Genomic DNA, 22,664 nt, shown 5'->3' on the forward strand with positions numbered 1-22,664 from the left:
ACTTAATAAAATTCCTGTTGAAGTTTCTAATTGACTACAAAGTTGAGTAAGAGAGGTAGTAGCGATTTGTTGATTTAACCATACACACAAAGATAAGAAATGGTGCCCGTGGCACTTGCGTTTTCGTTTCATTCCGCCTGCTTCTATAGCTAATTGATTAAGTGTAGCGGGAGACATATATCGATATAGCTCTTCGGCAAATAAAGATAACTCTTGTTTTTGATGCATATTCATAAAAAGCACGTCACCCTTTCTCATTAACATAAGAAAATAGTAACGTGCTTTTAACTTCAAAAATAGTCTAAATCCTTAAGTTGATGGATGTGGGGTAGCACCACATGCCCATCAACTTAAGAAATTGATAGTTCCCCAAAACGAAGAAAATTTTTGTTTTGAGGACCCTTCAAAATATTAGCTTGAGAGCATGGGACTGAACCCCTAATGATTTATTTTAATAATAATTCATTTCATAAAATAAATCCCAGTTATCAGTCTAAACCATTTTTTAGATCTAACAATAACTAGTGTACATTTTTATCTTTCAGCCGTTCTATATCCTTTTCTGAAGCCTTTTCTATTTCATACAATTCATAGCTACCCTTTGTCTCATTTATCACTAAAAACTCAATTTCATTCCGAATATAACTTTTAGTTTTTCCTTTTTTATAACCAATAACATTATCTAATATAGTTTCCGCACTATCTTTTTTAAATAAATTATAGCTAACAGTTGGACGACCAATTACATATTTATTATCAGAAAACTCGACTATATCATCTCTTCCTAATCCTGTCGAAACACTCCAGACAAAAATAATCTGAAATATAGAAAAAACAACAATACCGCATAAGAAAACAAAAAGGATTGATTTAAAAAATAACTTTAAAAATATCCTGCCCATTGAATTCCATTCTATATATATCTGGTTTTGATGTCTGTAATAAAAAATTAAAATCATACTTACTGTCATAATATCCCATCATCAAAGTCATTACAGCTCCATGAGTACCTAATACTACTTTCTGTCCTCGATAGGTGTTTAATAATTCTTTTAAAACTTTTATAGCACGTTTCTGAGAGTCGACATTCGACTCTCCTCCCATTAAAGCAAAGTGGGGGTCTATGAATGACTTTTCTATCAAAGGGAATAATTCTTTATCCGACATTCGTTCCTCTTCAGCAATAAAAATTCTCTCTTTTAAGTCATCAAATACTATAAATTCTTGTCCTATTTGCTTCGCTAACTGCTGAACGGTTAGAATTGAGCGTTTGTATGGACTCGAGATAACAACGTCGATTTCCTCACCTTGTAATACATCTGTTATTCGTTGAACATCTAATTTTCCTTTTTCAGTTAATCCTCTTGTCTCTTCTTTTCAAATTTCGGTGAATCCCCGTGTCTCACCATATATATGGGAGTTTTCATAATTGCATCTATTTTTCCAGTTTTCATTATAATCCCTCCCTGAAATTAGCATATATATCCAAATTTGTCTCTTTGAATTAACAGAAAAACGCGCGAATTTGAAATGAATTCATGATATTTGTAAGAAAAACTCGAAGTTTTCACTATCCTCAGGTATAAAAAAACGTTATGCTTTCTAAAAAAGCTAGATTAGAAAGCATAACATTTTCTTATAAAACTCTCGATTCAAGAAGAATTTCAACAATATATTACCCCTGTATCTTTAGATAAATCTACAATTATCAAATATGTTAAAGAATCATAAGTTAACAAAAGCAATTAGTGAGGTATCTTGGTCACAGTTCCGAACCATGTTGGAACATAAATCCAAATGGTTCGGTAAACAAGTCATTTTCGCATCGAAAACATTTGCTTCCAGTCAATTATGTTCTTGTTGTGGATATCAAAACAAAGATGTTAAAACTCTAAACATACGTAGGTGGAGCTGCCAAACTTGTCTTACGTATAATGATAGGGATGTTAACGCCAGTATCAATCTAAAGAATGAAGCAATATAGCTTCTAACTGCAAGGACTATGGCGTTAGCCTAATACTTTTAGAGTTCGATAGAACTCTTTACTTAGAATCCTCCGCTTCTAAACGAGGTGAAAGTGGGGTAGTTCAAACCTTTTGAAAGTATACTTTCGTTTTGTGAATCTAATAACGTATCTCATCAATGAATAATATTTTTCATCATATTCATGAAATTTTATGTTTTTTACGTAACTATTCTTTCGTTATAATTCATTACAAGGCCTCACCATATCCTAAAATACATACAAAAGTATATAAATTTATGGGTGAATTTTTTCTAATTCTGTGGTGCTGCCGATAAAAAACTATTATATTCATTCAAAAGGAGTAGTTCGTATGAAGAAAAAAACAACAGCGATGAAATCAATTTTAGTTATGAGTACCATTGTATCCTTAGGTACAGGACTTGCAGTCGCATCCCCTAGTGTTGCAAGTGCTAATGAAATTCAAAGGAGTACGTTAAATGAAACGAGTTATATAAAATCAGAATCTGCTATACAAAATGTAAATACAACTATAGATGATATGTTACGTACTATTCCTATCCCTGGTATACCAGAGTTAGGACAAAAACCATGGAGTCGTACAGCATCTATTTATGGTAATAGCATGGATGTATCCGGAGTAAATATCAATGAAACCAATGTTACTAAAGTTCTCCCAGTGTTTTTAGGTTCAAATACATTTGTAAATAATACATCTCAAGAGCAAACATATAATACAAGTACTTTTAGTCAAGCAATCACGAATACAACAACAACAACAACAACACATGGCTTTAAAGAATCCACAGCTGGAAAAGTAAAAGTTGGCATTCCATTTATTGGTGAGACAGAAATAACACAAACCCTCGAATATAACTTTACTAATTCAAATGCCAATACAAAAAGTGAAACAAATACTATTACGGCTCCTGCACAACCTGTGAAAGTGCCTGCAAATAAAATATATAAAACTGAGGTGTATTTTGAAAAGAAACAAACCTCAGGGAATGTAGAATTATATGCTGATATACTTACAGGTGCAAAAAATCCTAAAAGCAGTGAAATAATTTCTATAGGATCAGCATTAGATAGGGCAAATAATAAAAATGGCTTAACTAAATCTCCTACGGATCCTAATCGAGTACGTTCAAAAGGAAATGGAACATTTACTATAGAATATGGTACGAATCTAGTAGTAAAAACTTATGATATCACTTCAGGTACAAGAACAACTGATTCAACTACTTTAGTAAACACTAAAGTAATTCCCTTACATTAAAAGCAAAATCTAAATTTGAAGGGTTAATGAAAAATTTAGATTTATAGTATTTTAGTTAGAAGGGCTATTACATGGCCCATCAATGTTTACAATTTAATAAAATACAACAGTTTTTTCCATACTTTTTAGAGGGAATAGTTATCTTACATGCAAAAAAACAACAGAGTTCAAACATTCTGTTGTTTTTTGCAATAATAATCCTATATATTTAATTGATCTTATGGATAACGAATACTGTCTTTAAATATTTCCTCTCCCTATATTTCTCGTATTGTTATACATTGTCTATGCCCATCAACTTAAGAACAAAAAATAAAGATTTGTTTTTCCTACGTTCTTGTTTCTGTTTTTCTGATAAACAATAGATAATCACACGATCGAATAGCGTTTGATTCTTTCAATGTAAATTTCATTTATATCCTATGTTTAGTCGGGTTTAAAATTGTTCATTATGTAGTCTAAATCAACTTGGATATATTGTATTTGCTTTTTTACGGTCCTGTTTCAAAAATATTCTGGATATATTCTTTATCATTTTAGCCAAAAAAACTCCTTCCCCAAGGAACACGAAGTGAGTAAGTGGATATGCATTAGCTTCGGACAAGAGATGACAGGAAGCCATCTTAATTGTTCGACATACATAAACTGCTACTTCACTACAACAGAATATACGTTCTTCGTATAATTAATATATATATCGAAATATAAGCGAAGGAAATGATGATCAATAAAGCATTTAAATACCGTATTTATTCAAATAAAGCACAAGCGATCCTAATCAATGAAACAAGTGGTTGTTTTCATTTTTTATTCAATCATTTCCTCTCTCGGGGATAATGCATACAAAGAAACAAGTAAAGGTTTGACATATGGTACATGCTCTGCCGAACTTCCGAAAACACATTCTTACATTGAAATAGACGTAGAATTAAAAATTTTGCCATTTTTTCAGATGAACACCCTATAAAAATCCGGAATTTTTCTGATCATTAGAAGAAAAATTAGAAAAAGTACAGCGTGTTCTTTCTAGAATAATGAAAGGTTCTTCTAGCTGGAGTAAACAACGAGTAAAGGAATCTAGAATTCATGAACACATAGCAAATGCTAGAAAAGATTACCTAGAAAAAATCTCAACGGAAATCGTCAAAAAACACGTTGTTATCGGTATAGAGGATTTGCAAGTATCGAATATGTTAAAGAATCATAAGGTAACAAAAGCAATTAGTGAGGTATCTTGGTCACAGTTCCGAACCACGTTGGAACATAAATCAAAATGGTTCGGCAAACAAGTCATTGTCGCATTGAAAACATTTGTTTCCAGCCAATTATGTTCTTGTTGTGGATATCGAAACAAAGACGTTAAAAATCTCAACCTACGTAAGTGGGAATGCCCTTCTTGTCATACACACCATGATAAGGGATATTAACGAAAGTATCCAATCTAAAGAATGACATGATAAGGCTTTTAACCGCAGGGACTGCGGAGTTAGCCTAATACATTAGAGTTCAATAGAACTCTTTACTTAGGAATCCTCCTCTTCTAAAAGAAGTACAAGTGGAGGTAGTGCAAATACATAGTATGATTTAATTTTGATAAATAGTAGACACCTCGTTGATCCATTTAATCTAAGTCCTCTAATGAAAAATACCTTGAATTATGAATATATAAATCACCTAATCATAAGAAATCTAGGTACTCTGTACCAAATATTTTGGTACTTATTCTATAGTTACTTTCATTTTTGACGAAATCTCTAGAAAGTATTTAGAGAAGGTTTTAACTATTTTGTTAGAAGCTTCTCTTATTTTTTTGTACTAAAAGTGTCTTTTAAATTTTTGATCCAAACAGATTTATGTAAATCAGTTTGAGCAATCCAATCCCCTGATTCATGAGAACCCACAAATTCATTATAAATGGGATGCCAAACAATGAGATAGGTTTCATCCTCATATTGTATTTCATCAAATTGCCGCAACGATTTACCTAATTTATCGTATTTCCCAATAGGTATCGCCCCTTGTTCTAAAATTTCTTTAAACTGCTTCAAAAGCATCACGCTCCTTAGTATAGGTATATGTATTTATTTTTCAGGCGATAATACTTTTTCCTTTTTTATTATAGTTAATTAAAAGTAGATATAAAAAAATACATGCGGAAAATCCCCACAATAAAGTAAGGAGGAATGTTAGATTTGTAATATTGCTATGTATATAATAAAAGGCATATTAATAGTATTATAAGTTGTTAGATAATCACATTTATATATGAATACACTCAAAGTCCCTATCCCCTCCAACTAAAATTAAGCAGATAACCATGATAATTCCAACAATTGTAGTGAATAGTGCCAGGAAGCTAAGAACAATATAATATAGGAAATAAGGACCAATAATGATTGCTATTAAAAGTCCGACTATGAGGGTTAATGTTTCATTTATATGTAGAGAAATTACATTTCAGAGTACTAAAGCTACTATGGCTACTAAACCCTATAATACTGAAGGTTCTCATGGTCATCGATCCTTCCTGAGTGTGCACACTATTTATTTTTAAAAAATATAGCGGTGTATCACTCCTACACTAATATAGAGGGTTTATATCACTTTATCATTTTAGCCAAGAAGACTCCTTCCTCAATTTACGTAAAGGTGTGATAGCACCAGCAAATAGGTTGGAGTCTTCTGTCAGATTATGCAAGCCAAATGCTCGCTACTACATAATTGTACAACCCTCTATTTAAAAACTGAAGACATAAGATTGATACAACGAAGTTGTTGAAATTGTAAAATCCTCAACATTTTATCGCTTCACACTTGCAAATTTGTAAAAAAACAAAGCTAATATAGAAAGCCTACTTCAAACAGCCAATAAGTCGTTAAGTCGAAATAGTTCCAATTCATTATGAACATTTATTTAATAACTCCTATAGTTTTAACCTCTACATCTACATTGAAGTGAATAGTTGCATTTGATAGTGTTTTCCCCCATTCATTCTGCACTTTTTTGTATTCCTTATTATGAAAAGCACGAGCGTGAACCCCTAATCCAATGGGGTCTATTTGATGATACTGAATTTTTTTTGCTAGTATTTGAAGTTTTTTTTCTAAATGCTCCTGTATTTTCTTTTCTAATTGTGTAACTTTAATTTCTTTCTGTAAACACTTTACATGTTCATTTAATAATATATGCATATGAATATTATAATTAAATTGATATTTACCATCTTTATAACTAGACTTGATTTTTATGTTTTGATTTTGACCAGTAAAACTCATTACTCCTGGCATTACTTGTGAATTCGTTGGTTTTGGACATGTAGGAATGGTAAATGAATAACTTGATTTTTGACCTTGTAATATTCTTAATAGGGCGGTCTCTTGCGGATCTATCGATGTTTTATATTGGGGTTCGACCGAGATACGTGTAAAAGTAGGTCATAGGCTTACTTTTATTTCCATATACGATTTGTAGGGCTTATAAATGCCGTTTTGTCTATTATGGGTACACCCTAATCATCCATCTATTAGCAACTGAAAACACTTTGTTCCAACTGTATGATTAGGATATATGATAATAAGTTGAAAAATAGTAAGGAAATCCGTGATTATAAGTGTGTTTAGAAATAAATGTATGACTAATACTCAAAATTACATGTATCTCGGCTGTACCCCATATTGACCATTTTTGGTTAATAAGCTACTTCCTGTTAAAAATATCTCTTTATGTTTTTTAATTTTAGGTAACACGGGCGTAATTCCTTTTTCAAATGTTTGTCTATGGAATTCCTGCAAAGACGTCTCAACTGTTTCTCCTCTTAATTTTGAAGATGTGATTAAAGATTTGAGGAATAATGATATGCGTGGTTTATTTTTAGGTGAGAAATGAATCACATCTGAAACCGGTCCGTCTACCACTATCAGTAACGGCGTTACTGTACTTTTATAATCGCGATATATAAAATCCAATAAAGACGGCCAGTTTTTATATGTAAGTAGCTTTTTTCCAATGAGTATGACTTGCATTTTTGATAACACATTTATACCTGCAGTTCGCCTATCAATTTCGTCTTGTACTTGCTTACTAGTTTGAGCTTTGATATTAAATATCTCTTTCGTTTCTTTAGCCTCCATACTAAAAACAGGATTTGAAGAATAAAAGATGAGCTCCTCGTTAGGATTTACATCTATACCAAAAGCGAATGTAAAAGAGGTATTTTCTATTGGTATCGGCCTTTCAATATGAAATGGGAAAATACATAATAACAATATACTAATTAAAAGGTAAGTGACTGGTCTCACTGAATTTCCTCCTGTGAAATAGCTTTATATAACTTTATAAATATCCACAAGAAAATTGGAAACATAAAGGAAAATAATACCCCTACGTATAAACTTATATTTTGTAGAAAATTAATTTGAAATAAAGTAACTGGGAAAAAATACATAATGAAAACAAAAGAAAAGAGAAGTAAGCATAATAGAGGACTTGTATTTTTTTTACCTAATAAGTTATTCATACTACAAACTGCACAATGTATATGAGGCATCCATGTAGTAGAAAGAACAAATATAAATAGGGCAAAAAATGAAAAATATAAAAAGGTGAATAACATAAAAATTTTCCCTATCCATTTTCCTGTATAAGTACATAGGAGTTGAAATAGTGTTTTATTCGTGATTTTCATGATTTGAATAATAATGAGACTCGAAATAGTAGAAAAAATCCAAGCCGAAAATAGTGAAACCCAACCATTCATTCCCGCTTTTTCAGCTAAAAGTCGGGGAAGTTGAAGTAAACCAATTCCGATCTGTGCCCCTGTGATGATAAATATATACTGTGAAAAACTAATTTGATCCAAATCATTTTTATTCACACTATTACTCCTCCTGCTAATGATTTAAAAACAAATGTTTATTGTTGTTCTTTTTTTGTTTATATACCTTTTTAATTTTCCATAAAGGTAATCGAAGCAAGGAATCTTTAAACTGAGAGAATTGTAGGGGAGTGATTGGTAATCCTAATGATTTTAATGATAGAATATGTGCAATTAATGTCATCATACCAATAACAATTCCAATGATTCCAAAAAGAGATGCCATAAGCATCATTGGAAAGCGAATTAATCGTATAGCTGAGCTCATATCACTATTGGGTATAATAAAAGAAGCAATGGCAGTAGAAGCAACAATGATAATCATCATGTTACTTACAATTCCTGCTTGTACAGCAGCTTGTCCAATTACAATAGCACCCACAATACCAATTGTTTGGCTAACTGCAGAAGGAAGCCGAATAGAAGCTTCACGCAGTAGTTCGAAAGCAATTTCCATAATTAACGCTTCAATTAACGGTGGGAACGGAACTTCGGATCTATATTTTCCAATGGTTAATAGTAATTTGATTGGAACTAATTCATAATTAAATGCCACTAACGATATATATAAAGCTGGAAGTAGAATTGCGATATAAAAGGCCAAAAACCTTACTATTCGTATTAGATTTGAATTAATAATACGTAAGTTATAATCATCAATATGTTGAAAAAAAGAAATAAATGTAACGGGAGCTATTAATGCATAGGATGAATTTTCATTAATTATGACAAACCGCCCTTCTAAAATATGGTGGGCTGCTGTATCTGGTCGTTCTGTTAATATACATTGTGGGAAAGGAGAAAAAGCCTGATCCTCGATTAATTCTTGTAACTCTCCTGTATTTAAAATATCTCTTACCTGTATATTTTGAATTCGATTCTTAAGTTGATATAGTACTTCAGAATTTGCAATTCCATCTAAAAATAAAATACTTACTCGATTTTTTGTAGAATTATCTAAATTTATTTCATTTATGCACAAATTCTCATTTTTAATATATTGACGAATAAGGGCGATATTATCACTTGACGACTCAATAAAACTTTGGTGAAAACTTTTTATTGCTTTTTCTGCCGAAGGTTCTTCAACGGATCTTTGTTTTGTATTGGAAACATCAAAAATAATAGATGTGTCTTTCCCTTCAATTAATAAAATACTTTTCCCCTGTAAAATGGACTGTATAATTTTATCCCAATGATTTACACCGGTTCGAATATATAAAGGAATTATTGAACCGATTTCTTCAATCTTCCATTGACATGAAATTAGCGGTTTTAGAATTTGATTACTAAGCACTTCTACATTACATAGGCTTTCTAAATAGACTAAAGCGGCTGATTGATTTTGAAAGTAACGAACAATTAGATCGGGTGTATGCTTAAATTTTAAATATAATGCACTTATATTTTTGGATAGAGATATCGTTAGGATGTCTGTATGTGTATCCATGAGTAAGCACCTTTCATTTTTTGATTCCTATAATGTTTTACGGTGTTTATACAATAATATGTATGTAAAATTTAATTTTATTATCTCTCGATATGTGAGATTTATTCCTAGTCAACACCTCTATTTTGTTTATTGTACATAAAGTGAGTGTGCAAGGGAATTGTGGGGTTTTTATTTATTTTAACCTCTACATTAGAATTTTATGTTAATTAATATATCTTCTACTATAAATCGAGTCTAACATTTAGAATAAAGATGATTATATAAAAATCTTTGAAATCGAATTTGTAACGTGAAAAAACAAGTATTAAATGCTCATTATCGTTGTTAGGTGAGATGAAAGTAAGATAATTACTGAATACAGTATGGTATGTCGAGATGAATATGAAATTAAACAATTTGGCTATCACTTTAACGTAACAAAAATTTATAAACTCTAATTTTTTGTGAAATAGAAAAAGGAATGAGAAATTTCGAGACAGCATTTAACCAGATTCAGTGAAAAATTAAAATAGAAATATTATCCGTATTATGATTATCGTCTAAAAATACTAATATGTATGATATACTAAATTTCACTATATAAATGTGAAATTTCATTGTAATTGTGTAAGAAAAGATATGGAGGCAATTGATGAAACAGCGGTTTATTTATAAAATAATAAATGACAAAGTAATACAAAGAAAAATTTTTATTCTTGAAACCTTAAATAATTTTGAAGACTTTGTTCCTTCGCAATATATGGCTGATTTACTGCAATGTACGGTAAGAACAATTGCAAAGGACATTGTAGAACTAAAAGGAGACTTACCAAAGGAATGGAAAATAATAGGCGTTGCAAATAAAGGATATCTATTACAAAAACCATTAACAGATTCAATCTACCCCATAATAGGAGGTTTTTTATCGCAAAGTATTGTTTATAAAGTTATGATTGAAATATTTAACAATAGATATTATACATTAGAAAAATGGTCTCAAATTCTATATGTAAATAAAAAAACATTAAGAGATAAGTTGAAAATTTATGCTCATACACTAACCCAAAGTAATGTCGATTTTAAATATGAACAACTAGATTTAACAGGTGATGAAGTAAACATTAGATTTTATTATTGTGTATTTTTTTACATGACTAGTAAATATATAAATCAGCCAATGTTACCTATACAGTTAAAAAATAAACTTTCGTCTATTTTCAAGTCATACTCTCTCTCAATAGATTATGATGGAGCTTTCTATGTCATTTTTGTATTTATATCCAGAATTATGAATAAAAATCACATTAGAAAAAATGTGATTTTACCACCATTCAATGATAGATATATTTCGCTTTTTGATAATATAATTTCTACCCTAGAGAGTTTTTATAAAATAAAATTGTTTGAAACTGAAAAAAAAACATTAATGTTTTTTCTATTTTTTCTTATAAAAATTGAACATAATGACTTAATTATAGAGTCTTTAAATAAATCCAACTCAGAATTGTTTGAAAAATCAAGAAAGATTGTTTGTCTCCTAACAAATAATAATCCCCATACTCAAGTGGGAACGCAGTTGTTTGTTAAATTATTACCCTATCTATTGAAGATATATTATTATAATCGAAATAACTTTTCCATTAGATATGTTTTTGAACCGTTACATGATTCAAAAAGTATCTTATTATATGGTTATAATAAAAACTTACCACAAGTTTCTTTTTGGAACGATAGTTGCTGTGATGGAATTTTTAATACTAATGAAATAGAATTTATTACTACACACGCAACTATAATTATAAATTCCACTGCCCAAAAGCATGTACTGTTTTTATTTTCTGGCAACAATGCGATTGAAAAGATTCTGTACTCAAAATTAAAAAAAGGGCTAGGCAGTACTGTTATGATATATAGGAAACCTATGGATAACGTAACATTCGATATAATTATTAGTAATTACGAACAGGAACAATCACAAACTCCTACTATTTACATTTCTGAAACATTATCTGAAAATAAAGTATTACTTATTAGAAATTTATTACAAGAATAAGATAAACGTTTTGGGTACACTATCATTATTCGAACTTGAAAGAAGCAACATTATATAGACTCAATACTTAATGATATGTCGTCTATTCTTAAATCTATTTAGGAAAAGAATTCAATTGAAAAATTTATATTAAATAGCTAATTATAAAGATATATGTCATCTTTTAGTACTAGAAAGGAATATTACACCCTTACTTATTTCCCTAATTTATTGAATAATAAATATACAGATGATTGTGTTAAGTGTTATGGGGAGGGTTTGAAAAATATTAAGGAAAGAATTCTAAGTAAAATTGATTAAAAACAATCGATATTGTACAAAAAGGACACTCATGGTATTTGATATTGCGGCGTTATTACCCTCGTAGGGGTCACCATACATGCCCATCAACTTAAGAATTTACTTTACCCCCAATTGTAAAAAAAACGCCATCCTTTCCTATTGGAGTGAACCCTGAGAATGAGACGATAAAAAACACCTCTCTAAATCGTAAGTATCAGTTATGATTTTAATGGAGGTGTTTTTCGTATGGGGAAAAAGGTGCATTATCCCGCCGAAATAAAGTGGAAAGTAGTTGAAATGAAACACCAAGGATTCAAAAATAAAGAAATTATGGATGCCTTAGGAATTAGACATGTGGCTCAAATTAAAACTTGGATGAAATGGTATCGTGAAGGCGAAACCTATCGGTTTGAACAATCTATTGGAAGACAATCTGCACATGGAAAAGGCTTAAAAAGGTTAACAGAACTTGAACAAAAAAAATTAGAAATACGTTATTTAAAGGCAAAGATTATATTGCTGGAAAAGTGCCAAGAAATCTTAAGGAGGTGGGATGAAAAGAAGAAATAATGAAAATGATAAAGGAATGGCAATCAATTTTTACAATTGCAGAACTGTGTTCCATATTTAATATTTCACGTGCTACTTATTATCGTTGGAAAAAGCAGGAGAAAACAGTAACTAACCATGAAGAAAAAACCGTAATAGAAATATGTCAACATCATAAATATCGGTATGGATATCGTCGGGTTACAGCTTGTCTACGTGATCAATTTAACATCGTAATGAATCATAAAAAAGTATTACGTATCATGAGAAAATACAACGTATTATCTCGGGTTAGAAAAAAGAAAAAGATATTTGTACTCGGTCATGAACCAGTGGTAGCTAAAAATAGAATACAACGGAGATTTAAAGCTACCAAGCCTAATGAAAAATGGTTCACTGATATCACATATTTGATGTTCGGCAATAAGACTCTTTATTTTTCATCTATTATAGATGGGTTTAACAATGAAATTGTAAGTTATAAAATAGCTGAGACACAGGATGTTTCTCTTGTATTAGATACTCTAAAAGAGGCTTTAAGAAAGCGAAATGTGATTGATACGATTTTACATTCGGATCAAGGAAAGGTGTATACATCAAAACAATTTCAAACATATGCCACAGAAAAAGGCATTATCACAAGCATGTCTCGTACAGGAAACTGCCATGATAATGCCCTCATAGAATCCTTTCATTCTCATTTGAAATCCGAAGGATTCTATGCGCAAAATATAAAACAATCGAATAATGCTAGTATAATACAAACTGTGGATGAATACATCCACTACTATAATAATGAACGGATTCAGAGAAAATTAGATAACATGTCACCTATAGCTTATAGGAAACATGTTATCTAGGTGTTTTTTCTTTGTCTCACCAAATGGGGTCAGACCAGCGTTTTTTTTGCTTTACGGATACACTTTTTTAGCTTGATACCGATGTTTTATGTCTCTCAATCAATTAAAGAACCTCAGCCGTTTGTTTAAATAATTAATATCCCAAAATATCTACTTCAGCTGCTGAAGCAAATCCATTAAATCCGTTCGTTACTTCTAGTTTTACATATTTCGCAGAAATAGGTTCGAATGTTGCGAATTTTTTCGTCCTATTATTTTCCCATGTTCCAGATGTTACTTTTTTATAGTTAGAACCATCCGTGCTTGTATAAACATTGTAGTTGAAAATAATACCATTTTCTGACCAATCTTGTCTTGGAAGATATGCTACTTGAGTGATAGTTTGTGTTTTACCAAGATCTAACGTTAAATTGTATGGATATTGATTTGGCGCGCTCCATTGGTTATGCCAAATTGTATTTGGATTGTCATCAATTGCGTTACTTGCTGGATCACCCCATGATTCTTCACTATTTGCACTTGCCTTCATTATTTTCTTGGACAATACAGCTAGTGGTTTTACAGGTTTAGTATCCGTCGCTTCCCATATAGGTGCAATTAATGTTGGGTTGTTTAAAGCTTCTACTTTTTGTCTCGTTTCTTGTGTTGCTTTCAATCCCCATTGATCAAAAAATGGTAGTACATTTTGTTTTGCTATTTTCGATGTATTGTAAATAAATGTTTGTATTTTATCTTCATCTGTTTTGGGAAGTTGATCCTCTGGTGTCTCTCGATATAATTTGTGAAGATTCGGATAAAAATCATCCCCATATGCTAAATGAAGCTGCCAAAGCATAACAAGTTTGACAAACAGGTCATCAATATTTTTATATTCTTTATTCGTTTGTTTTAAATACGCAAAGGCTCTATTATAATCGCCCTCTGATTCTAAACGTGTTGGTTTATTTGGGTATATTTTCTTATCTACAACTAAAGAATATAGATTATTAGTTACTTCACCCATACCACTTAAATCATTCCACGTCCATGGATATTGTTGTCTTGCATGTCCCGCTTCATGCATTTGTCCCCATCCAAACTCATTGACATTTAAAGTGCTTTTGATAGCTTCACCAGCAGTCGTAAAGACGGCTCCATCCCAACTTGCATACATGCCCCAATCTTGTGCGTTAGGATTTTCTACAAAGGCCCAAATCCGACGAGTTGAACGATGTAAAGGATTTGGATCTGTTTCAGATAGCCCTGCTAGCTTGTCTTGCGCTTTAATCATTTCATCATATTTATTTAATAGAGGCACAGGATCTTGATTTACAATATATTTATTCGCACTATCACGAGTTACAGTTAATACTGCTCGCTCTGATTTTAATTGTACCGCATGTGCATTTGGATAGTTGTTCATCATGGCAATCCAGTCTGCTTTTGTGTGTTTCCCTAATACAAAGAAAGGAATAGGACTACCACCTTGTGTTACCTGCACCTTAACTGTTCCTGTGCTTTGAAAATTATCTAACCCTAATACGCCGCCGTTTGGTGAAGAGATAGTATTAGAGCCCGGAGAAAGATCAATTTCTTTTCCCCATTCTTTATCATATTGATGTGTCCCAATAATGGCTCTAATCTTTTGCGTTCCTGAGACTGTAATTGTAACCTGTTCATTAGGTTTCACATATATGCCTGTTGGCATATAATTTTTTTGCTCACCTCTTTTTTCTCTTTTTGCTTCATCCCAAAAACTTCCTGTACCTGGCAGGTCAAACTCTCTTTGTTCAAATTGAGTTGCAGTTTGTGCAGTTTCAGCATGTACATCTAAATTGTTTGACATAATAGGTGTAAATAACGTGGTTGCTAAAATAACGGATGTCGCAAGCACTTTTATTGGCTTTTGTAACCTGCCGTTCTTTTTTCTATTCATATAAATCAATCCTTTCTCATTCCCGTTTTTTTAATAAATATTTTAGATGAATTAAGATATCACCTATATAAAATATACATTTTTTAGAAAAATAGGTATTGAGAAAAAATTGTTTTAAGGACTTTTTTAATAGAGGGATAATTTGATTTTGACTATGAACTGTAAAGAAAAAACGTTTTCTATTTTAATAATCTAGTTTGTTTAAAAGTAATAATGATTTTTACTCTTAGAGGGAGTTAGTATTCTTAAGTGGTAGATATGGGGTACCGTCACATAATCATCAAATTGAGATATCAGTTGTTTCAAAACGAGCCGAACTTACATAAATAACTATCAATAGATAAAAATTTCATTCTGGGGGTACTGCAAAATATTAACTTGATGGGCATGTATGGTGACCCCTATTAGTTGAAACAGAAGTGCAAGAACTTCCAAAAACAAATTCTTGCATTGAAATGGCTGTAGAACTATAAGATTTTGCCATTTTGTCAGATGGAATTACCTAGAAAAGTCCGATGTTTTTTCCATCATTAGAAGAGAAGTTGGCAAAAGCACAACTTATTCATTCTAGACGAACGAAAGAATCTTCTCGCTGGAATAAATAGCGAGTAAAAGTAGCTAGAATTCACGAACACATGGAAAATACTAGAAAATATCACTTACACAAAATCTCAACTGAGATCATCAAAAATCATGATGTTATCGATATAGAGGATTTGCAAGTATTGAATATATTAAAGAATCATAGGTTAGCGAAAGCATTTAGTGAGGTATCATGGTCACAGTTTCGAGCCATGTTAGAATGTAAACCCAAGTGGTACGGCAAACAAGTCATTGTCGTATTGAAAACATTTGCTTCGAGCTAATTATGATCTTGTTTTGGGTATCAAAACAAAGACGTTAAAAATCTATCGTACTGCCCTTCCAGTCGTACACACCATGAGAGGGAGATTAACGGGTTCTGTTGCAAAGTTTTTCACATGAAGATACACTCTAGAAAACAGGACATAGGAGAATCATACATGAGATATTTTAAAGGAAAGCAATTTAAAAAGGATATTATTTTGGTAGCCGTCGGCTACTATTGTCGCTTTTCTTTAAGCTATCGTGATGTCTCTGAAATTTGGAATGAACGTGGTGTTTCAGTTCATCCTACAACCATCATGCGCTGCGTTCATGAATTTGGAGACCTGATCTATCAAATTTGGAAGAAAAAAATAAAAGCGTAGAACTATCTTGGAAATTGGATGAGACCTATATAAAAGTCAAAGGAGAATGGCGTTACCTGTACCGTGCAATTGATAAAGAAGGGTACACATTGGATATTCAACTTCGTAAAAAACGAGATTATCAAGCTGCCTATGCCTTCATGAAAAGATTAGTAAAACATTTTGGAGAACCAACGGTTCTCACAACAGATAAAGCACCAGCATTACTTTGTGCATTCAAAAAATTAAAGGAACAAGGCTTTTATAAACGTACAACTCATTGTACAGTCAAACATTTGAACAATTTTATTGAACAAGATCACAGGCATGTAAAGAGACGTTTTGCCAAATCCGCAGGATTTCAAAATCTTTGTCATGCTTCACGTACGATAAAAGGTATCGAGGCCATTCATGCTCTATATAAACAAAGGCGAAGTCTTCAAAGAAACTTCGCCTTTTCAACGTACAATGAACTTCAACAATTACTAGCTACTTCCTAAACATTGTTCTTCATATATCAACCTGTTAATGCTTTTTTCAAACTTTGCAACAGAACCCCGCAAGGATTGTGGAGATTTTCTAAGTAAAGAGTTCTATCGAACTCTTTACTTAGGAAACCCGTCTTCTAAATGAATTGAAAGTGAGGATAGTTCAAAACTACTCTCTACTTCATTCCTCTCAAAATAATTAAATTCAATGAATAGAATTTAATTATAGAAAAATAATAATAAAAACGAACTATTATACATATTAAGAGGTGAACTCATGTCCTTAATTGAAGAAACCTTAGAAACGAAGACAGATAAAACCATTGAAAAGATCCAAACGAGTAACTTACAAAAACTTAAAGATACACTAGATAACATCTTTGATATTAGTGCAGATTTAATTGAACATCCTTTGCAATTAAAAACAAACACGAATATTTTACTATATTATTTTGAAGGCCTTACAGATGGTGTCGCATTAAAAAGCAATGTTGTAACACCATTATTAAAAGAAGTAAAGGAAGACAGTCAAATATTTAATTCTAATATTATTGCTACTCATACCAAAATAGTATATACATGGAATGAAATTAAAGAAGGATTACTTGAAGGTCAATGTGTACTGTTTATGGAGGGAGAAAAGCGGTCACTTCTAATAAATACAAAAGGCTGGGCAGAGAGATCAATTCAAGAACCGATTTCAGAAATTACTATTAAAGGCTCACATGATGGTTTTATTGAGAATGCCACAAAAAATATAGGCCTAATTCGTCGATATATTCCTTCTACAGAGTTAAAAATCAAAAAGCTGACGATTGGAGAACGAGCCACTTCTTTAGTCTATTTAATTTACTTAGGTGATGTAGCAAATACAGATGTAGTCCAAGAAATAGAAACTAGAATCTGTAAAATCAAAACAGATGTGGTATTGAGCATCGGGGAACTATCTAATTATACAAAAGATCAAAATTGGACTCCTTTTCCACAGGCTTATTTAAGCGAACGCCCAGATGCCATTTCAAATCATATACTTGATGGAAAAGTTGCAGTGTTAATGGATAGGTCCCCAGGTGCAATGGTTGTTCCTATGAATTTGATTGGATTTTTTCAAACTCCAGATGACTATAATATTCATTGGCTCATTGCATCATTTTTTCGCTTATTACGATTTGCAGGATTTATTATAGCTATTTTTTTACCCGCATTTTATATTGCTATCGTCTCTTTTCACTTTGAAATCATTCCTATAGATTTATACACTTCTATTGCAACGTCAAGAGTCAAAGTTCCTTTCTCTCCCCTGCTGGAAGCATTTATAATGGAAATTACACTAGAAATGCTACGTGAAGCTGGTATTCGCTTACCACAACCGATTGGACAAACTATTGGAATTGTTGGAGGGATTGTAATTGGGCAGGCGGCTGTTCAAGCTGGTCTTGTGAGTAACGTTATGGTTATTATCGTATCTATTACAGCCATTGCATCATTTATTGTTTCTAATTACGATTTATCAAGTTCTATACGCCTTATTCGTTTTCCAATGATGTTATTGGCATACTTTTATGGCATTGTAGGTATTGTTAGTGGATTAATGCTCTTATTTGCTCATTTTGTTTCACTAACTTCCTATGGTTCACCATACGGATTGCCAATAGCACCATTTCGTCTCCAAGAGCTAAAAGATTCTTTTGTAAGATTTCCTATTTCCATGATCACCACCCGCTCGAGTACAGGACAGCCGAAACAAAAAAAGAAAAAAGAAGGTGGTTCGCATGGGAAATAGTAAATTCCAAAACATAACTTTATTTGAATTTATTATTTTCATTCATTCACTGCAACTAGCATCAGGAATGCTAATTATGCCAAGCCCACTTGCTACTACCGCTGGCACAGATGGATGGATTTCTATCATTCTGGGATGGATGATTACTTCTATAATTGGCATATTTATTGTATTAATGTTACAAAAAAATCCTAGCAAAAATTTTTCACAGATTTTAAAAGCATACTTTGGAAAATGGCTAGGAACAATTTTTCTTCTTTTATATGCCTTTTATCTATTTTTAGCTGGTTTTAATACTTTACTAAAGGCAACTGATATTGTAAAAGTGTGGATATTCCCTTCCATTCCTGCTTATCAAATCGCCATATTATTACTATTGCCTTTTATTATTTTATCATTGAGTGGGTTAAGGGCTCTTACTAGTTATTCTATGCTTGTTTTCTTCTTCACTGCTTGGATGCCACTATTTCTTCTTTTTTCACTAAAGAGTAACTACAATCCTTTACACCTACTACCTATTTTTAAAGATGGCATATCCCCTATTGTAAAGGCAACAAAAGAAACTATTACCCCTTATGCCGGCTTAGAAATTGTATATTTTATTTATCCGTTCTTACAAAAAAAACAAAAAGCCATAAAAGGAATACTAATAGCGAATACTGGAACCATGTTTTTCTATCTATATGTGACTATTATTTCTTATATATACTTTAGTCCTGAGGGGATAAAAGACGTAATTTGGCCCGTATTTCATCTGTTAAAAGGAGTCCGTTTTTCTTTCATAGAACGATTAGAAATTATATATATCGCATACTATTTGATTGTATTTTCCACTACTATATATCCATATTTATTTTTCAGTTTTGAATCTGTGACCATTTCATTTCAAAAAAACGCTCGAAATTGGGCGCTGGTTGGTTTTATGTTATTAATAGTAGGTTTATTTATTTTTCTAAATCCAAATGTGGATCAATATTTATTTATATATTCTCTTATGGATATTTTAAATATCATTTTCTTTATTCTATTACCAATCTTATTTTTCGCTTACAGCATTCTTTTTACTTGGGTTACTAGGAGGAACCAACTTTGATTCGAAAATGGAAATGGATTGTAATTTGTTGTGTATATTTAATTGGGTGTAGTCAAAGCATTCCTCTTGAGAAGGTTTCTTTAATCATGTTAATTGCCTTAGATAGAACGTCTAATGGAGAAATGAAAGTTGGAACGAGTATACCGCTCTTTCATCATAAGAAACAAAAGGGTACAGTAGAACATTGGGTTCATGCATCCACCATATATGAGGGATTTAGTAAAATGGATACGAAGTTAACAGGATATGTAACTTCATCCAAAGCTGAAGTCATTTTAATTGGTAAAAAATTTGCTCAAGAAGAAAACTGGACACAAGCACTCGATTCCTCTTACCGTGATCCTTACGCTACCATTAATGCTAAAGTTGTACTTGTTGACGGTTCGGCAGAAGATATATTTAAAATTCATAGACCAGATAAACCATCACTCCCATCTTATATAAGTGGTGTAATTGAATCATCCATTCAAAATAATCAATCCGTATCTTCTACAATTCAACAATTAATGAGAGAACAAAATGAAGAAGGAATGACACAAACTGTTCCGATTATCAAGAAAACAAAGAATGAAATCGACACAGTAGGAATTGCATTTTTAAATCGACAAGGAAAATATTTAACTCATATCCCTAAAAAAGATGTTAAGTTCTTCAATCTTATAAATAGGTCAAAAAATACAGGCCGGATGATACTACACCTTGAGCTTCCTCCTAAAAAATCCAACAAAACACCAAACACTTCTATCTTCGTACAAAATGCAACAAGGAAGATAAATGTTAATTTTAAAAGCGGAAAGTTTGTATTTAATCTTGATATAAATGCTAACGTAGCTTTAATAGAAAAAAACAATGCGAATTTAATTAAGGAGCATTATGATAATAAAAAAAATATAAATAATTTAGAAAGCGCTATTCAAAAAGAAATTAATAGTAAATTACAAAATATGTTGCATGATATACAGCAGAATAAAATTGATCCAATCGGATTATCCCTATATGCTAGAGCATTTCAATATAAAGAGTGGAAAAAAGTAAAGGGAGATTGGTTGCAAGCGTTAGCAGAGGCTAAAATAAATGTAAAGACACACGTCAAAATAAAAGATACTGGGACCATTAGAAATTAAAGGTTCTGTTGCTCCGAAAACTTGAAACCAACGAACATTTCTTGGAGAGTGGATGCAATCTACATGGGATAATCATACATACCTGTCAATTTGAAATATTTTATTCACCCCTAAAACCATAATTTTCTTTTCCGGAAAATCTGAACCTTTTTAAATCTTGAGGATAGAATTTATAATAATGAATTCTATATTATGAAAATAGAAATAAAATTAGAAGAACTCAAGTCCGGGGTACCTAAATTGGGTTATTCGCTGTCATTTCGCATTTACCATTCTCAACATTTTTGACCATTACTGGACTAATTTTAGTCGCAACATTCTTCGTTACCTCTGCTGATTCCGCGACATTTGTTGTTGCTATGCAAACAAGCAATGGTAACTTATCACCGAAAAACAGTTTGAAGCTTATTTGGGGATTAACAATTGCAGCTATTGCAGCCATTCTCTATTGTAGTCGCTCTTATGGTCACGTCGCTCTTTAAAGAATTACGAAATGAGAATATCATTACTCAAACAAAACAATCACCACAAAAAATAAAAAAAATTATATAATGATTAGCACCTCTTCTTTCCTAGAGAGGTGCTTTTCTATTATTAGTTCCAGTGCAAAAAGATAATAAATAAAAAGGAATTGCCTGTTAAGTATTTAACTCAAACAGCTGGTTGATAAAAATATTTTGATTTTGTCCAAGTAATTTTTTCTAGAATTTTTCATTCATTCATGAATTCTAGCTATCTTTACTCGCTGTTTATTCCAGCGAGAAGACCCTTTAATTCTTCTAGAAATAACACACTGTGCATTTGCCAACTTCTCTTCTAATAATCGAATAAACTTCGGATTTTTATAGATTGTTCCATCTGACAGAATGGCGAAATCTTTTAGTGCTACATCCATCCCAATGTAATATTGTGTTTTCGGAAGTTCTTGTACTTCTGTTTCAACTAATAACGTCACAATATATTTACCGGAAGGGTTCCGTCTAACTGTACCATTTAAAATACGTCCCTTTATTTCACGACTTTTGGGAAATCATTTCATTTTTGTTTTTGAGGTGTTTTCTTTTCTTAAGTTAATAGACATGGAATTGATAATTGTATTTTTGGAACATGTAAATTAACTCACAGTTCACTGTGCATCTAGTTTTGCTAAATAAACAAGAACCACCTCCCGATATTTTAGAGGTGGTTTATATTTATTTATTCACAATTCTATTATATGAATTAACGGTTAACACGTAGTAAACAAAGTAGATCACACCATACGTTGTCATAGCGTATATAAATGAAATGATATCTTGCTGTATGTCCATGCTATATTTTAATACTATAGACATTGTTAACATGCCTGCATTCAATATGCCAATGATTAACGGAAGAAGAAATATAAATAACGTTTGTTTTGCTATCGTAGTTCGTATTTCTTTTCTATTTACACCGATTTTTCGTAAAATTTCATAACGATTTTTATCTGAATGTGCTTCTGTTAGCTGTTTGAAGTAAATAACACTTCCTGTTGCCACTAGTAAAACTAACGCTAAAGAGCTAACTACAAATATTTTCATTCCTGTAAATGCCTTGCTTTTTTTATATTCTTGGTAGAACGTGCGCATCTGTGTATCTTCTCCAGCTAATATCATTAATATATCCGATGTTTCTTTTGTTGTTTTTTCATCCTCTACTTTATAAGCTTTATATGTGATTGGACTGACTTGTTTTGCAACAAGATTAAACATCGCATCG

Annotated in this window: 14 protein-coding genes and 10 pseudogenes; 11 read left to right on the forward strand and 13 right to left on the reverse strand. The window is 31.7% G+C overall.

Translation table 11 applies throughout. The features are described 5' to 3' along the window. The 3 genes and pseudogenes from BM089_RS28665 to BM089_RS28675 all read right to left on the reverse strand — a co-directional run. Positions 1-234 (reverse strand): annotated as a pseudogene (locus BM089_RS28665) (IS4 family transposase); the annotation flags it as partial. 287 nt (positions 235-521) lie between these two features. Continuing rightward, positions 522-902 carry a hypothetical protein gene (locus BM089_RS28670; protein WP_090978814.1) on the reverse strand — a complete coding sequence of 127 codons (381 nt, stop codon included), beginning with the start codon at positions 900-902 and terminating at the stop codon, positions 522-524. Next, positions 871-1,427 (reverse strand): annotated as a pseudogene (locus BM089_RS28675) (histidine phosphatase family protein). Before BM089_RS28675 ends, BM089_RS28670 begins: the two are co-directional and overlap by 32 nt. A gap of 230 nt (positions 1,428-1,657) precedes the next feature. Here BM089_RS28675 and BM089_RS28680 point away from each other — a divergent pair. Both BM089_RS28680 and BM089_RS28685 read left to right on the forward strand, forming a co-directional pair. Further along, positions 1,658-1,984, forward strand: a pseudogene (locus BM089_RS28680) (zinc ribbon domain-containing protein); the annotation flags it as partial. Positions 1,985-2,336: 352 nt separating this feature from the next. Next, positions 2,337-3,263, forward strand: a complete 927-nt coding sequence (locus BM089_RS28685; protein ID WP_090978818.1) for an ETX/MTX2 family pore-forming toxin — start codon at positions 2,337-2,339, stop codon at positions 3,261-3,263. Positions 3,264-3,579: 316 nt separating this feature from the next. Here BM089_RS28685 and BM089_RS31665 read toward each other — a convergent pair. Next, positions 3,580-3,782, reverse strand: a pseudogene (locus tag BM089_RS31665) (IS4 family transposase); the annotation flags it as partial. A 198-nt stretch (positions 3,783-3,980) separates the two neighbouring features. Here BM089_RS31665 and BM089_RS28690 point away from each other — a divergent pair. Further along, positions 3,981-4,758, forward strand: a pseudogene (locus BM089_RS28690) (RNA-guided endonuclease TnpB family protein). A 307-nt stretch (positions 4,759-5,065) separates the two neighbouring features. Here BM089_RS28690 and BM089_RS28695 read toward each other — a convergent pair. The 6 genes and pseudogenes from BM089_RS28695 to BM089_RS28720 form a co-directional block, all read right to left on the reverse strand. Beyond that, positions 5,066-5,317: a hypothetical protein gene (locus tag BM089_RS28695; protein ID WP_090978820.1), complete on the reverse strand. Its 252-nt coding sequence runs from the start codon at positions 5,315-5,317 to the stop codon at positions 5,066-5,068. 205 nt (positions 5,318-5,522) lie between these two features. Further along, a pseudogene (locus BM089_RS31670) lies at positions 5,523-5,775 on the reverse strand (hypothetical protein). Between the two features lie 398 nt (positions 5,776-6,173). Then, the gene (locus BM089_RS28705; RefSeq protein ID WP_346725744.1) at positions 6,174-6,683 is read right to left on the reverse strand and encodes a Ger(x)C family spore germination C-terminal domain-containing protein; all 510 of its coding nucleotides are present in this window, start codon (positions 6,681-6,683) and stop codon (positions 6,174-6,176) included. Between the two features lie 228 nt (positions 6,684-6,911). After that, positions 6,912-7,562: a Ger(x)C family spore germination protein gene (locus tag BM089_RS28710; protein WP_254791376.1), complete on the reverse strand. Its 651-nt coding sequence runs from the start codon at positions 7,560-7,562 to the stop codon at positions 6,912-6,914. Further along, entirely contained in the window at positions 7,559-8,137 is a 579-nt protein-coding gene (locus BM089_RS28715) for a GerAB/ArcD/ProY family transporter (RefSeq protein WP_090978821.1), read from the reverse strand. The genes BM089_RS28710 and BM089_RS28715 overlap by 4 nt, the downstream gene beginning before the upstream one ends. A gap of 16 nt (positions 8,138-8,153) precedes the next feature. After that, complete coding sequence (locus BM089_RS28720; RefSeq protein ID WP_090978823.1) at positions 8,154-9,587, reverse strand: spore germination protein; 1,434 nt, start codon at positions 9,585-9,587, stop codon at positions 8,154-8,156. A 634-nt stretch (positions 9,588-10,221) separates the two neighbouring features. Here BM089_RS28720 and BM089_RS28725 point away from each other — a divergent pair. Both BM089_RS28725 and BM089_RS28730 read left to right on the forward strand, forming a co-directional pair. Beyond that, a complete protein-coding gene (locus tag BM089_RS28725; RefSeq protein ID WP_090978825.1) occupies positions 10,222-11,622 on the forward strand; it encodes an AcpB/EbpR/MafR family transcriptional regulator in 1,401 nt (466 codons plus the stop codon). A gap of 528 nt (positions 11,623-12,150) precedes the next feature. Continuing rightward, positions 12,151-13,313, forward strand: a pseudogene (locus BM089_RS28730) (IS3 family transposase). Positions 13,314-13,446: 133 nt separating this feature from the next. Here the strand turns inward: BM089_RS28730 and BM089_RS28735 are convergent. Then, positions 13,447-15,228, reverse strand: a complete 1,782-nt coding sequence (locus BM089_RS28735; RefSeq protein ID WP_090978826.1) for a M60 family metallopeptidase — start codon at positions 15,226-15,228, stop codon at positions 13,447-13,449. A 401-nt stretch (positions 15,229-15,629) separates the two neighbouring features. On the opposite strand from BM089_RS28735, the pseudogene BM089_RS28740 reads away from it, so the two are divergent. The 6 genes and pseudogenes from BM089_RS28740 to BM089_RS28765 form a co-directional block, all read left to right on the forward strand. Then, positions 15,630-16,184: pseudogene (locus tag BM089_RS28740) on the forward strand (RNA-guided endonuclease TnpB family protein); the annotation flags it as partial. Between the two features lie 66 nt (positions 16,185-16,250). Continuing rightward, positions 16,251-16,936, forward strand: a protein-coding gene (locus BM089_RS28745; RefSeq protein WP_254791377.1) for an IS6 family transposase whose coding sequence is annotated in 2 segments (ribosomal slippage) — positions 16,251-16,440 and positions 16,440-16,936 — 687 coding nt in all. Because the reading frame shifts where the segments join, the coding sequence is not laid out codon by codon here. Between the two features lie 265 nt (positions 16,937-17,201). Beyond that, positions 17,202-18,707: a spore germination protein gene (locus tag BM089_RS28750; protein WP_090978829.1), complete on the forward strand. Its 1,506-nt coding sequence runs from the start codon at positions 17,202-17,204 to the stop codon at positions 18,705-18,707. Next, positions 18,697-19,800 carry a GerAB/ArcD/ProY family transporter gene (locus tag BM089_RS28755; protein WP_090978832.1) on the forward strand — a complete coding sequence of 368 codons (1,104 nt, stop codon included), beginning with the start codon at positions 18,697-18,699 and terminating at the stop codon, positions 19,798-19,800. Before BM089_RS28750 ends, BM089_RS28755 begins: the two co-directional genes overlap by 11 nt. Beyond that, on the forward strand, positions 19,797-20,924 hold the full coding sequence (locus BM089_RS28760) for a Ger(x)C family spore germination protein (RefSeq protein ID WP_090978835.1): 1,128 nt from the start codon (positions 19,797-19,799) through the stop codon (positions 20,922-20,924). The genes BM089_RS28755 and BM089_RS28760 overlap by 4 nt, the downstream gene beginning before the upstream one ends. A gap of 230 nt (positions 20,925-21,154) precedes the next feature. Next, positions 21,155-21,476, forward strand: a pseudogene (locus BM089_RS28765) (BCCT family transporter); the annotation flags it as partial. 166 nt (positions 21,477-21,642) lie between these two features. On the opposite strand, the pseudogene BM089_RS28770 reads toward BM089_RS28765, so the two are convergent. Next, positions 21,643-21,948, reverse strand: a pseudogene (locus BM089_RS28770) (transposase); the annotation flags it as partial. 169 nt (positions 21,949-22,117) lie between these two features. After that, positions 22,118-22,664 (reverse strand): ABC transporter permease (locus BM089_RS28775; protein WP_139213353.1); only part of this gene is annotated, 547 nt, incomplete at its 5' end.

Source organism: Bacillus sp. 5mfcol3.1 (genome assembly GCF_900114335.1).
Taxonomy (GTDB): Bacteria; Bacillota; Bacilli; order Bacillales; family Bacillaceae_G; genus Bacillus_A; species Bacillus_A thuringiensis_S.